This window comes from Flavobacterium silvisoli (assembly GCF_004329815.1).
GTDB classification, from domain to species: Bacteria; Bacteroidota; Bacteroidia; order Flavobacteriales; family Flavobacteriaceae; genus Flavobacterium; species Flavobacterium silvisoli.
Genome location: NZ_SJPE01000006.1, coordinates 111,397 through 125,592, shown reverse-complemented (window position 1 = coordinate 125,592; position 14,196 = coordinate 111,397). Strand labels below are relative to the sequence as shown.

The 14,196-nt window shown below is 39.4% G+C and carries 13 protein-coding genes; 7 read left to right on the top strand and 6 right to left on the bottom strand.

What is annotated here, in order from left to right; translation table 11 throughout:
* Nucleotide 1: 1 nt before the first annotated feature.
* Nucleotides 2-2,503 (bottom strand): type I DNA topoisomerase, encoded by a 2,502-nt coding sequence (topA, locus tag EZL74_RS06890; RefSeq protein ID WP_131475866.1) that lies wholly within the window; start codon nt 2,501-2,503, stop codon nt 2-4.
* A 369-nt stretch (nt 2,504-2,872) separates the two neighbouring features.
* Here topA and miaB point away from each other — a divergent pair, with 369 nt between their 5' ends.
* The 7 genes from miaB to groL all read left to right on the top strand — a co-directional run bounded on the left by miaB (nt 2,873) and on the right by groL (nt 9,503).
* Complete coding sequence (gene miaB / locus EZL74_RS06885) at nt 2,873-4,321, top strand: tRNA (N6-isopentenyl adenosine(37)-C2)-methylthiotransferase MiaB (protein WP_131475865.1); 1,449 nt, start codon at nt 2,873-2,875, stop codon at nt 4,319-4,321.
* A 79-nt stretch (nt 4,322-4,400) separates the two neighbouring features.
* On the top strand, nt 4,401-5,663 hold the full coding sequence (locus tag EZL74_RS06880; RefSeq protein ID WP_131475864.1) for a sigma-54 interaction domain-containing protein: 1,263 nt from the start codon (nt 4,401-4,403) through the stop codon (nt 5,661-5,663).
* Nucleotides 5,664-5,718: 55 nt separating this feature from the next.
* Nucleotides 5,719-6,222, top strand: a complete 504-nt coding sequence (locus EZL74_RS06875) for an LptE family protein (protein WP_131475863.1) — start codon at nt 5,719-5,721, stop codon at nt 6,220-6,222.
* A 19-nt stretch (nt 6,223-6,241) separates the two neighbouring features.
* On the top strand, nt 6,242-7,066 hold the full coding sequence (locus EZL74_RS06870) for a tetratricopeptide repeat protein (protein ID WP_131475862.1): 825 nt from the start codon (nt 6,242-6,244) through the stop codon (nt 7,064-7,066).
* A gap of 4 nt (nt 7,067-7,070) precedes the next feature.
* Nucleotides 7,071-7,412: a preprotein translocase subunit SecG gene (gene secG, locus EZL74_RS06865; protein WP_131475861.1), complete on the top strand. Its 342-nt coding sequence runs from the start codon at nt 7,071-7,073 to the stop codon at nt 7,410-7,412.
* A 138-nt stretch (nt 7,413-7,550) separates the two neighbouring features.
* Nucleotides 7,551-7,826, top strand: a complete 276-nt coding sequence (locus EZL74_RS06860) for a co-chaperone GroES (protein ID WP_131475860.1) — start codon at nt 7,551-7,553, stop codon at nt 7,824-7,826.
* Between the two features lie 45 nt (nt 7,827-7,871).
* Nucleotides 7,872-9,503 (top strand): chaperonin GroEL, encoded by a 1,632-nt coding sequence (gene groL, locus EZL74_RS06855; protein ID WP_131475859.1) that lies wholly within the window; start codon nt 7,872-7,874, stop codon nt 9,501-9,503.
* A 49-nt stretch (nt 9,504-9,552) separates the two neighbouring features.
* Here groL and EZL74_RS06850 read toward each other — a convergent pair whose 3' ends face one another.
* The 5 genes from EZL74_RS06850 to EZL74_RS06830 all read right to left on the bottom strand — a co-directional run bounded on the left by EZL74_RS06850 (nt 9,553) and on the right by EZL74_RS06830 (nt 14,176).
* Complete coding sequence (locus tag EZL74_RS06850; RefSeq protein WP_131475858.1) at nt 9,553-10,236, bottom strand: DedA family protein; 684 nt, start codon at nt 10,234-10,236, stop codon at nt 9,553-9,555.
* Between the two features lie 86 nt (nt 10,237-10,322).
* A complete protein-coding gene (locus EZL74_RS06845; protein ID WP_131475857.1) occupies nt 10,323-11,066 on the bottom strand; it encodes a DUF2490 domain-containing protein in 744 nt (247 codons plus the stop codon).
* Entirely contained in the window at nt 11,066-11,701 is a 636-nt protein-coding gene (can, locus tag EZL74_RS06840) for a carbonate dehydratase (protein ID WP_131475856.1), read from the bottom strand. Before can ends, EZL74_RS06845 begins: the two co-directional genes overlap by 1 nt.
* 94 nt (nt 11,702-11,795) lie before the next feature.
* On the bottom strand, nt 11,796-12,137 hold the full coding sequence (locus EZL74_RS06835; protein WP_131475855.1) for a heavy-metal-associated domain-containing protein: 342 nt from the start codon (nt 12,135-12,137) through the stop codon (nt 11,796-11,798).
* Nucleotides 12,138-12,154: 17 nt separating this feature from the next.
* Nucleotides 12,155-14,176 (bottom strand): TonB-dependent receptor plug domain-containing protein, encoded by a 2,022-nt coding sequence (locus tag EZL74_RS06830; RefSeq protein WP_131475854.1) that lies wholly within the window; start codon nt 14,174-14,176, stop codon nt 12,155-12,157.
* Nucleotides 14,177-14,196: the final 20 nt, after the last annotated feature.

Genomic DNA, 14,196 nt, shown 5'->3' with positions numbered 1-14,196 from the left:
TTTATTTCTTTTTGGCCGGTGTTTTTTTAGCAGTAGTCTTCTTAGTTGTAGTCTTTTTGGCCGGTGTTTTTTTCTCAATCATTTCTTTGACTTCTTCCAAGGTTAATTTAGAAGCATCAACATCTTTATTGAGTTCAATTTTTATTTTGCCTTTAGTAATGACCGATTTTCCCCAACGGGCTTTTTCAACCAGTATCCCTTCTTCCGGCCAATTATGGATTACTTTATCAATGTCTTTTTGCAATTTCTCTTCAATCAATTCAGCAATATCGGATTGCGATAAATTATCAAAGTTGTATTTCTTATTTACATTAATAAAGATGCCGTTCCATTTTAAGAAAGGACCGAAACGCCCCACTCCTTTTTGAACATCCATATTTTTATAGACGGCTATAGGCGCATCGGCTTTAGCTTTTTCGTCAATCAATTCCTGAGCACGTTCCATGGAGACATCTAACGGATCTTCTCCTTTAGGCAGGGAGATAAATTGTTTACCGAAACGAACATACGGACCGAAACGACCGTTGTTCACCTCTACCTCTTCTCCTTTATATGTACCGAGATTTTTGGGTAATAAAAACAAATTCAAGGCTTCATCCAACGTAATACTACCGATATTTTGATCCTGACGCAAACTGGCAAACTGTTTGTTTTCGTCATCCGCGTTTCCGATTTGAGCCATCGGCCCGAATTTTCCCAAACGAACCGAAACCGGTTTTCCAGATTTGGGATCCGTTCCTAAAATTCGCTCTCCGCTTTCACGATCGGCATTTTTCTCAACTTCCTGGACATTCGGATGGAACTTATTGTAGAATTCCTGCATCATTTTGGCCCAGTCGATGTTCCCCTCGGCGATTTCGTCAAAATCCTGCTCTACCTTTGCGGTAAAGTTGTAATCCAGGATTGCTTCAAAATTTTTAACCAAGAAGTCATTCACGATAGTTCCTATATCAGTCGGCACTAATTTCCCTTTGTCGGAACCGGTGTTTTCTTTTAAAATCTTTTCGTCAACCTTATTGTTTTTCAGCGTGAGCTGAACGTATTTTCGCTCTACTCCTTCTAAATTTCCTTTTTCAACATAGTTTCTGTTGATGATGGTAGAAATAGTTGGCGCGTAGGTTGACGGACGACCGATGCCCAATTCTTCCAACTTCTTAACCAACGAGGCCTCGGTATATCTTGAAGCCGGGCGCGTGTATCGCTCTGTAGCCGTAATATTGTTGTTAGTCAATTTTTCATTAACTTTTAAAGCCGGCAACATGCCTTCTTGTTCTTCATCATCTTCATCATTCCCTTCTAAATATACTTTTAAGAAGCCTTCAAATTTGATGACTTCTCCGGTGGCCTGAAACACTTCAGAATGGTTGTCAGCTTCAATTTTAACATTAGTTCGTTCCAATTCGGCATCAGCCATTTGTGAGGCTAAGGTTCTTTTCCAAATGAGTTCATACAAACGCGCTTGATCTCTTTCCACATTCACTGTGTGACGCGACATGTCCGTTGGACGAATTGCCTCGTGCGCTTCCTGAGCACCTTTGGATTTGGTATTGTAATTTCTGGGTTTGCTGTATTCCGCCCCGTAAAAACTTGTAATCTCAGCTTGTGCTGCAGTCATGGCTTCCTGTGAAAGGTTGACACTGTCGGTTCTCATGTAAGTAATGAGTCCGGCCTCGTACAACCTCTGTGCAATTTGCATAGTGATGCCAACGGGTAAATATAATTTGCGGGCCGCTTCTTGTTGTAATGTGGATGTCGTAAACGGAGCTGCCGGTGATTTTTTGGTGGGTTTGGTTTCTAAATCGGCTACCTTATAAGTAGAGCCAATATTCTTTTGAAGAAAATCTTCAGCCTCTTTTTTAGTGGCAAAGTTTTTAGGCAATTTGGCCTTCACTACTTTACCGGCTTCATTGGTAAACTCGGCCGTAACTGAATAAGAAGCCACCGGTTTAAATTCCTGAATTTCTCTTTCTCTTTCCACAATCAAGCGAACAGATACTGATTGCACACGTCCGGCAGATAACCCTCCTTTTACTTTTTTCCAAAGCACGGGAGACAACTCATACCCTACCAATCTGTCTAGTACTCTTCGTGCTTGTTGTGCATTAACTAAATTGTAATCAATGCCGCGTGGGTTTTCTATGGCTTTTTGAATGGCCGATTTGGTAATTTCGTGGAAAACAATGCGTTTGGTTTTGGCTTTGTCCAATTTCAATTCTTCTGCTAAGTGCCAGGAAATGGCTTCTCCCTCGCGGTCCTCATCGGAAGCCAGCCAAACCATATCGGCTTTTTTGGCTAGCCCTTTCAACTTGGTCACCAGAGCTTTTTTATCGGCGGAGACTTCATACTTGGGTTTGAACCCGTGTTCAACATCTACTCCTATTTCTTTGGAAGGCAAGTCGGCAATGTGCCCGTAACTTGACTCAACCTGGTAGTCACTACCGAGAAATTTTTCGATTGTTTTTGCCTTTGCCGGCGACTCCACGATAACTAAATTCTTTGCCATATCCCTATTGTTTACGCGGACAAAAGTAAACGTTTTTTTTAAAATATCGATTTAGTGTTGGTTTTTAACGGTGATTGACCGATAAAAGAATTTTATACCTTAATATATATACAGTCTTTTCATAAAACGTTTTTAGGGTGTTAACCGAGACAAAAGACAAGCCCTTTTTTAGCCCCGATTGAAGAGGTTACCGCGTAACCCGTAAAGCGGGAATAGGGATTCCCGACACGCCTAACCCATTCGCTCCAAAACTTTTGTTAAACCGATTCTGCCAACTTGTCAGATTTCCGAATTTAGTATTATCTTTGCTGTCCCGAAAAACGCAAAATCGGGATGATGCATACGATACTGAAATAAATTCAGCCTAAGATGGAAAAGGAAATAGACGAGAAAAAACAAGGTACCAGCTTGGTTTTAGAGCAAAAAGAAGGGAACCAAAAAAAATTATTTATAGAGAGCTACGGCTGTGCGATGAATTTTTCGGACAGTGAGATTGTCGCTTCAATTTTGACTGAGCAAGGGTATAATACTACTCAAAAATTGGAGGAAGCCGATTTGGTTTTGGTCAATACCTGCTCTATACGAGACAAGGCGGAACAAACCGTAAGAAAACGTTTGGAAAAATACCAAGCGGTGAAACGCAGCATCAATCCGAGTATGAAGGTGGGTGTTTTGGGTTGCATGGCTGAGCGTTTGAAAAGTCAATTTCTTGAAGAGGAAAAAATTGTAGATATGGTTGTCGGCCCGGATGCCTACAAGGATTTACCGAATCTTTTGAAAGAAGTGGAAGAAGGTCGTGATGCCATCAATGTTATCCTTTCTAAAGACGAAACGTATGGCGATGTGTCTCCGGTGCGTTTGAACAGTAATGGCGTAAATGCCTTCGTTTCTATCACACGCGGTTGCGATAACATGTGTACATTTTGCGTAGTACCGTTTACCCGAGGTCGTGAGCGCAGTCGTGAACCACAAAGTATTATGGCTGAGATTCAGGATTTGTGGGACAGAGGTTTTAAAGAAGTTTGCCTTTTAGGACAAAACGTTGACAGTTACCTTTGGTATGGCGGCGGTTTGAAAAAAGATTTTGACAAGGCTACCGAAATGCAAAAAGCCACGGCAGTCGACTTTGCTCAGTTATTGGAAATGTGTGCTATTCAGTTTCCGAAAATGCGTTTCCGTTTTTCGACTTCCAATCCGCAGGACATGCACGAAGAAGTGTTGCACGTGATTGCCAAATATGATAATGTATGCAATTACATACACCTACCGGTGCAAAGCGGCAGTACCCGAATCTTAAAAGAAATGAACCGCCAGCACACCCGTGAAGAGTACATGGAATTGGTGGATAAAATCAAACGCATCATACCGGGCTGTTCCATTTCGCAAGATATGATTGCCGGTTTCCCAACCGAAACCGAAGAAGATCACCAAGACACGTTGAGTTTGATGGAATATGTAGAATACGACTTCGGCTATATGTTTGCGTATTCTGAGAGACCCGGTACTTTGGCAGCCCGTAAAATGGAAGATGATGTACCGGAAGAAGTAAAGAAAAGACGTTTACAGGAAATTGTAGACTTGCAACAAATACTAAGTGAAAAAAGAACCAAGCGTTTCTTAGGACAAACGGTAGAAGTCTTGATTGAAAAAGAATCAAAGAAATCAGACAAACACTGGAGTGGCAGAAATTCTGAAAATGTAGTCACTGTTTTCCCTAAAGAGCATTACAAAGAAGGCGATTTTGTATTGGTAAAAATTACCGATTGCACTACTGCCACTTTGATTGGTGAAGCGGTAGGTTATAGTGAAATGAATTAACAATTGATAATGGATAATTGATAATTAGGATCTCTAAATCAATTATCCATTGTTAATTATCAATTAATCAATTAAAAAAATGGAATCCGTTCAAAGCATCAAACAACGTTTTGAGATTATCGGAAACGACCCGAAACTCAACCGCGCCATCGAGAAAGCCATACAGGTTGCCCCAACTGATATTTCCGTATTGGTAGTAGGGGAAAGTGGCGTGGGTAAAGAGAGTATTCCGAGAATTATCCATTCGCTTTCACACCGAAAACACGGCAAATACATAGCCGTTAACTGTGGCGCGATTCCCGAAGGAACGATTGACAGTGAATTGTTCGGGCACGAAAAAGGAGCTTTTACCGGTGCAACGAATACCCGCGAAGGCTATTTTGAAGTGGCTGACGGCGGTACTATTTTTTTAGATGAAGTAGGAGAACTGCCCCTTACCACTCAAGTACGCTTGTTGCGTGTATTGGAGAATGGTGAATTCATTAAAGTAGGTTCGTCTCAAGTACAAAAAACTAATGTGCGTATCGTTGCGGCCACCAATGTAAATATGTTTGAGGCCATCCAAAAAGGTAAATTCCGTGAGGATTTGTATTACCGCCTGAGTACGGTTGACATTCCGTTGCCTCCTTTGAGAGACCGTAAAGACGACATTCATTTATTGTTCCGAAAATTCGCTTCTGATTTTGCCCATAAATACAAAATGCCTCCAATCAAGCTTAGCGAAGATGCTGTTCAGTTTTTACAAAAATACCGTTGGAGCGGGAACATACGCCAGTTGCGCAATGTAGCCGAACAACTTTCTGTTTTAGAGACCAATCGCGACATATCATTACAAACCCTGCAATCGTATTTGCCTTTAGAAGGCACCGCTTTACCATCGGTTATAGGCGGAAAAAAAGCAGAAGGTGATTTTGCTACCGAAAGGGATATTTTATACAAAGTGCTTTTTGACATGAAAAGCGATTTGAACGACTTGAAGAAACTAACACTGGAATTGATGAAAAACGGCAGTAAAGTGCAGGACATCAATCCGAGTTTGATTCAAAAAGTATATGGCTCAACGGTTAATGAAAAAGAAATTGCTTTTGAAGACGAGCCGAGAATGAACATCATTCCTACTCCAACCCAATCGCAACAAGAGGAATTTGATGATGAAGACGACACCAATTATTTAATGGCCGAAACTGTGGAGGAAGAAGAAACGCTGAGTCTAGAAGCCAAAGAACTGGAACTGATCAAAAAAGCATTGGAACGGAACAAAGGAAAACGAAAAGCCGCGGCTGATGAATTGGGCATTTCTGAGCGAACACTTTACCGAAAAATAAAACAGTTCAATTTGTAAAGGTAAAACCCCAAAAAAAGCAATCCTTAAACCCAATAATGGTTATATTTGAGCCATGAAGATTTTTAAATACATACTCTGTGCTTTCGTTTTTTTTAGCCTGAACAGCTGCTCAGTATACAATTTTACCGGAACAGGAAAAATTGATGCCAAGACCTTTCAGGTGAATTATTTTCAAAACAATGCTGACATAGTTGAACCGGGCATTGAGCGTACTTTTACCATAAAACTGCAAGAAATCATTCAGAATCAAACTAATTTGAATCTGACCAATACCAACGGCGACTTGGTTTACGAAGGTGAAATTGTAAGCTACAATGCCACGCCGATGACTGCTACCGCCGATCAAAAAGCAGCACAAACCCGATTGACCATCACAGTAAATGTTCGCTTCATCAATAAAAATAAGGAAAGTGACAACTTTGAAAAACGCTTTTCATTTTACCGCGATTATGATGGCATTGAACTGCCTACGGGCTCAACACTCAATGGATACATAGATGAAATTTTTGAACGAATCACACAAGATGTTTTCAATGCTTCCTTAGCCAAATGGTAAATTCTAAATCCTGAAACAATTGAATTTAACTGATTTTACATATTTACTCAACAAACCCGAAGCCATTAACGACCGGTATGCTGACACGTTGGACAATGTACTTTCGGCGTTTCCGTATTTTCAAAGTGCCCGTGTTTTGAAACTGAAGCATTTGTACAATCAGGATAGTTTCAATTATAACTATGCCTTAAAAGTTTGCGCCGCTTATACTACTGACCGAAGCGTCCTATTTGACTTTATTACTTCCGACTCTTTTGTTGCCGTTCAAAAAGGATTGTATGAAAAGAAACTGGAAGAATTGATGAACATGAACGTTGTTGGCAGTGAAATCATCGTAGTAGAAGGCAAAAAATCTGAAATTGATCCTTTAGAACAATCTATATTGACTTCTATAAAAGAAGCAACGCCCACTGAAGAGCAAAAAGCAGAAGAAAAACTCGCCATAGGCAAACCACTCGAGTTTTCCAGAAATGAAAAACATTCATTTCAGGAGTGGCTGCAATTGTCACGATTAAAACCAATTGTAAGAGAAGAAACCACACAACCAATTGCCGCCATCGATGAAAATAAAAAGAAAAAACTGGAACTGATTGACAAATTCATCGAAAACAATCCGAAGATTTCGCCTATTGCCAAAGATGCTGTTTTGCCCGCCATTGAACCGATTGCCGAAGACACCAGCCATCTGATGACCGAAACTTTAGCCCGTGTTTATTTGGAACAGAAAAAATATTCCAAAGCAATTCAGGCCTATGAAATATTAATTTTGAAATATCCGGAAAAAAGTAGTTTCTTTGCAGACCGTATTTCGGATATTAAAATAGTACAACAAAATAACAATTAAAATAATGAGCACATTTTCAATCTTTTTAGTATTAATCACAATAGTTTGTTTTCTATTGATTATTGTAATCATGGTACAAAACCCAAAAGGAGGCGGTTTATCTTCTTCATTAGGCGGATCAACCCAAATGGGAGGTGTACAAAAAACAACAGACTTTTTAGATAAAAGTACTTGGACGCTGGCCACTGTCTTAATCGTTTTGATTTTGTTATCAAGCTTAAGTTTCTCCGGAAGTCTGAGCGATGCTAATTCCAAAATCATTGACGAAAAAGAATCGGTTGCCCCTGCTAAACCGGCTACTACGACTCCGGCAAAACCAGTTGCTCCTGAGTCTGAAAAAAAATAAGGAATACCACTTAACAATATAATGCCAGCGCTGACATGCTGGCATTTTTTTTAGGAAAAAATGTCAGTTTTAAAGCCTTGGCACAATTTCTGAAAAAATCGAAACCAAACATTCAAAATAACATAAACATTTATAATTATGGCATTAAACATTAAACCCCTTTCAGACAGAGTTATTGTGGAACCTGCACCGGCAGAAACCCAAACGGCATCTGGAATTATCATACCGGATACCGCAAAAGAAAAACCGCAAAAAGGAACTGTTGTTGCTGTAGGAAACGGTAAAAAAGACGAACCTTTGACCGTTAAAGTCGGAGACACCGTTCTTTATGGCAAATACGCTGGAACCGATTTAAAATTCAACGGAAAAGATTATTTAATCATGCGCGAAGATGACATTCTTGCAATTATCTAATTCCAAAAAATCAAATCAACAAATTTTACTAAATAAATACAAATTATGGCAAAAGATATAAAATTCGACATTGAAGCACGTGACGGCTTAAAACGCGGAGTAGATGCATTAGCCAATGCTGTTAAAGTAACTTTAGGACCAAAAGGAAGAAATGTAATCATTTCAAAATCATTTGGCGGACCGACGGTAACCAAAGACGGTGTTTCCGTAGCTAAAGAAGTTGAGTTGAAAGATGCACTCGAAAACATGGGTGCGCAAATGGTTAAAGAAGTAGCTTCTAAAACTAATGATTTAGCCGGTGACGGTACCACTACTGCAACTGTTTTGGCACAAGCTATCGTGAAAGAAGGATTGAAAAACGTAGCAGCCGGTGCCAATCCTATGGATTTAAAAAGAGGTATTGACAAAGCCGTTGAATCGATTGTGGCCGACCTAGACAAACAAGCTCAAGTAGTGGGCAGCGACTCTGAAAAAATCAAACAAATCGCTTCCATTTCGGCCAATAATGACGAAGTTATTGGTGAATTGATTGCTACGGCTTTCGCCAAAGTAGGAAAAGAAGGAGTAATTACCGTAGAAGAAGCCAAAGGAACAGATACGTATGTTGATGTGGTAGAAGGAATGCAGTTTGACAGAGGCTATTTGTCTCCGTACTTTGTTACCAATCCTGAAAAAATGGAGGTAGAATTAGAAAGACCTTATATTTTGTTATATGACAAAAAAGTTTCTTCATTAAAAGAATTATTACCTATACTGGAACCGGTAGCACAATCAGGAAAACCATTATTGATTATTGCGGAAGATGTTGATGGCGAAGCCTTATCAACTTTAGTGGTAAACAAACTACGCGGTGCGTTGAAAATTGCAGCAGTAAAAGCCCCTGGTTTTGGCGACAGAAGAAAAGCAATGTTAGAAGATATTGCCATTTTAACCGGAGGAACCGTTATTGCCGAAGAAAGTGGTTATACATTAGAAAACACTACTTTGGAAATGTTGGGAACAGCCGAAAAAGTGACTATTGATAAAGACAACACTACTGTTGTAAACGGTGCCGGAAATGCCGACATGATCAAAAATCGTGTGAATCAAATTAAGGCTCAAATGGAAACCACCACTTCTGATTATGACAAAGAAAAGCTACAGGAGCGTTTGGCTAAACTAGCCGGTGGTGTTGCCGTACTTTATGTTGGCGCTGCTTCCGAAGTAGAAATGAAAGAGAAAAAAGACCGTGTAGATGACGCCCTACACGCCACAAGAGCAGCTGTAGAAGAAGGAATCGTAGCCGGTGGAGGTGTTGCTTTGTTAAGAGCCAAATCGGTTTTAGAGAAACTTAAAGCTGACAATGCTGATGAGTCAACCGGAATTCAAATCGTATCTCGTGCTGTAGAAGCTCCGTTAAGAACTATCGTAGAAAATGCCGGTTTAGAAGGTTCTGTTGTGGTAGCCAAAGTGGCCGAAGGAAAAGCTAATTTTGGATACAATGCCAAAACCGATGAATACGTTGACATGCTGAAAGCCGGAATCATTGACCCTAAAAAAGTAACGCGTGTTGCATTGGAAAATGCTGCTTCTGTAGCCGGAATGATCTTAACTACCGAATGTGCTCTGGTAGAAATCAAAGAAGAAAATGCCGGTACAGGAATGCCAATGGGCGGAGGAATGCCGGGCATGATGTAATATATAATCATAATAAAACTAAAAACGCCTCAAAATTTGAGGCGTTTTTTTATTCTGCTTGTTCCGGTGTTTTCTTAAAAACCTTGAGAAGTACAGGAAAAGTGGAAATAATGATGATTACTATCACAATAACCTCTATATGCTTCTTCAAATCGATGTTAAATTTATCCAGGAACATTCCGTATAAGTAGTGTCCTGAGAAAATCAGAATAAACGACCAAAGGAAAGAACTGACTATATTATAAAACATGAATTTCTTTTTGTCCATGGTTACAATTCCGGCAACTATAGGAGCAAAAGTTCTGACTATTGGTAAAAAACGGGCAAAAATGATAGCCTTTCCACCATATCTTTCGAAGAAATCTTTTGACTGGATTAAGTATTTCTTTTTAAACCAGAAACTGTCTTCCTTTTTGTATAGGTAATACCCGCTTTTGGCACCAAACCAATAGCCCATCATATTGCCCAAAATTCCGGCTACGGCTACCAATACGGCCAATAAAGTTACGTTTACCAAATCACTTGGTATGAATGAAAAATTCTCGATTAAATCACGGCTGTAGATTCCGGCCAGGAATAGCAAACTGTCACCGGGCAAAAAGAAACCAGCAAAAAGTCCGGTTTCGGCAAATACTATAAACAATACAATCCAAAGACCCACTTGTACACCGCCAATCGACATGGTAATGTAAAATTCAGGATTCAGTAATTGCATCCAATTAAAGTCATTCATGTATTATAAAATTAAAGTGGATAAAAAATTGAGCGTGAAATTAATCCTTTTTTTCGGATAAATACTTTATAAAAAGTTAAACTGTATTATTGTTTTTGCAAATTCAGATTTTGAATCAATGAGATCGAAACCGTGTGATTCATGGTATCAACTTTGGCATTAGAATTCACAAAATGATTCATGTACCCTAATTCCAATCGTATGTGATTATTATAATTCAACCCCAACCCTATTAAGAACCGATTCTGGTCAAAAACATTCGAATTGACTTTATTATCTCCTAAATTGATGAAAATTTCATTTTGCAAAACGGCGTAAATCTCTTCATCGGTAGCTTTTAAATTGGCAATATGAAACAAATTTCGATTGAAATAGCGCAATCGGTTTTGATAATTGCTTCCCATAGAAACCACATTCCCGTCAACAGTTCCCAAAGAACCTACCCAACGTTGCTCCAAACGCAGCCGGTGCAACATCATATTTTTATCGGCATGCCATTTTTTGGTGTATTGGTACTGCTCCCAAATTCGGTTTTCTTTAAAAAAATGTTCCTTACCGGTATCAAAAGTGTTGACTAGAGCATAGCCGGCGGTCAGATTTTTAGTGGACGATATAAAATAAACAGCTCCAATTCGATACAGGTTTTGGAGGTTTTGCTCTAACTGGTTGTCCATTCTGAATTGAGCTTCGATATGATATCCCCAATGTTCGGCAACCTTATATTGCCCGGCATAGGCAAACCAAACCCGCTGATCCTGTTTTAACGATTGAGCATTCAAATGCAAATTTGAAACCAGTAAAAAACCAAATAACAAGAGAACCTTTCGCATTAAAATTCTAATTGATAAACGTCATCCAAATCTTTGTTGCTGCTGAAATTTACATTCAAATCGGTTACAAAGCCCGAGTTTAACCCGTATACCCAACCGTGAAGTGACAATTCCTGTCCATTGTTCCAGGCCGACTGTACTATAGAAGTTTTAGCCAAATCATAAACTTGTTCGATAACATTAATTTCTACAAAGCGGTTGAATCGGTCATTTTCATTTTCAATGGCATTGAGTTCCTGATGGTGCAAACGGTACACGTCTTTAATATGGCGAATCCAGTTGTCGATAATCCCGATTGAATTGTTGCCCATCGCTGCTTTGACTCCACCACAACCATAATGACCGCAGACAATAACATGTTTTATTTTCAGCGCATTCACGGCATAATCCAAAACGCTCAGCATGTTCATATCCGAATGCACTACCATATTGGCAATATTACGATGAACAAATACTTCTCCCGGCTTGGCACCTATGATTTCGTTAGCCGGAACACGACTGTCTGAACAACCAATCCACAACAAAGGAGGTCTTTGTCCTTGGGATAAATCTTTGAAATAATTCGGATCTATTTTCAATTGGTTCTCTACCCACTGCTTGTTGTTATCCAGTATCTTTTTATAGAAATCACTCATAAAGAAGTTGCTAATTCGTTAGTTGCCGTAAAGATAAAATTATTAGTCGAAAGTATTTCAAAATAAAAACTCCTCATATGAGGAGTCTTTAGTCTTATTTTCTTTCGTATTTACAACACGAGTGGAGATTTTCGTAAACCGAATCTTCAGCCTTCACTTCATCGGTATCGTGTCCAACTTTAGCTATGGCTTTTTTTACATCCGAAACAGAACATTTTTCTTCATTGATAACCAAATGCAGGATATGATCGTCAATGCGCCACTCGGCACTTTTTACTCCCAGCACCGAAAACGCAGCTTTTTGTATGCGTTTCTGACATTGTTCGCAATTGCCGTTTACCTCAAATTCGTATTTGGCATTTTTATTTTTTTTCTGTTGTGCCTGTGTTGAAAATACTGCAAAAATCAGCAACATTCCTAGAATTACATTTTTCATTGTATTTATTTTTAACGTTATTTTATTTTAAATCGCAATCCTGCGTAATACATTTGTCCGAATACCGGTGCGTACACCATTGAAGTGTCAAAATTTGACCCAAAAGGATCGTTCGCTCCCAAAATAGCCTTATCCTGACGGTAATTCCCAATGTTTTCTCCGCCGATATACACTTCAAAGGTACTCGAAAAAGTTCGGGTAATTTGTGCATTCATCACTGCAAATGAAGGAGAAAAATCAGCAAAACGGTCTTGAGCCGGATTACTCGCCGTATAAGGTAATTGTTGTTTTCCCAACCAATTGAACGTATAATCAAATTTCCATTGCTTTCCTTTTTCAACTATGTGGGTTTCATATTCTAAATTGGCAAAGAAACGGTGCTTGGCCTGCAACGGTCGCTGATAGCTTCCTGAAAGATAATCGGTAGAGATATCATAGTACTTGTAAGCAGTTCTTAAATTTAAATGCCTGATGATTTCTAAGTTAAAATCGAGCTGTAAACTATTGGCATACGATTTTCCTTTTAAATTATAAAACAAAACCTTTTGAGGCGAATTCATCACATCAACCACGGCTTGGTTTTGAAAATCGGTGCGGTAAAAGTCAATGGTGGTATCGGCGTTCATGCCAAACAATTTGAAGTTTTGAGTAAAACTGAGTCCGTAATTCCAGGCAATTTCAGGATCTAACCCATAGATTTTTCCGTTTGAATCCAATACCTGAAAAGTTCTGGAACTGGCAAAAAGATTCTGATTTTCGGCAAAAATATTGGCGGCGCGTTTGCCTCTTCCGGCTGAAAATCGCAACACGGCTTTTTCCCATGGATTGTATTTTACATGCAGTCTTGGCGTAAAAAATCCCCCCAATCTGTTGTGGTAGTCAAATCTTCCGCCCAAAATATAACTGAACGTATCTCCGTTATCATAGGTATATTCGAAAAAAGCACCCGCCGAATTGTCTATACGTCCCACGTCTGTCAGGTTGACAAATTCCGCATATTTATCATATGTAAAATTCAAACCGGCCGCAAACTTATTCATGGTATTACTCAGAATAGAATTGAAAATCAGATTCGAATAATAGCTTTGTTGTTTGATATTGTATTGGTTCAAACCAAAGTACGATTGCTGATTGTGACTGCTGAAGGCATTCTGAAAACCGATGCTTTGATAAGGCATATCTTTAAAAACATAGCCGACTTTGGAAGTAAAATCCAACCGTTCGGTATTGATTTCTGAACCCCAATAATTGGTCGTCAACTTGTCTCTGTCGGGATCAAAATTGACTTCTCCGGTTTGTTTCTCATCTTTCATAAATCGAAGATTTAAAAATGAAACCCAGCCTGTTTTCGGATTCGAGTATTGCCAACGGTTAGCTATATTAACCTGTTTCCCCAACGGATTATCCAAAAAACCGTCATCATTCATGTCGTTTTTAGCAACACGGGCATTACCGTGTACAAATAAACTGGTGGCCCAATAATCGGATATTTTTTTATTGAAATGTGTGTTCAACTCGAAACGAGAATCGGTAGAACCATAGGCATTCAGAAAGAAAGGAATATCCTTTATGGGTTTGATCAATTCGGTATTGATTTGTCCCGAGATACTTTCGTAACCGTTAACAACGCTCCCGGCTCCTTTGGTTATTTGAATGCTTTCCACCCAGGTTCCCGGAGTAAATGACAAACCATAGGCTTGTGAAGCACCGCGCACCGAAGGAACATTCTCTTCGGTAATCATGATATAGGGACTGGTTAATCCCAGCATTTTTATTTGTTTGGTACCCGTCAGAGCATCGGAGAAATTCACATCGATGGACGGATTGGTTTCAAAACTTTCAGCTAAGTTACAACAGGCAGCTTTCAGCAATTCTTTGCTGGTAACCACTGTCGTATTAGCAGTTCCTGAAAGTGATTTTTTCAGCCCTTTTCGCTTGGCTTCAACCGTCACGGTTTTCAAAGAGTCCTTTTGAATGGTTTCCTGTGAATGTGTGACAACTGAAAACAACCCCGCTAAGAGCAACAGTATTTTTTTCATTGTAGTAGATTTAAATTTGA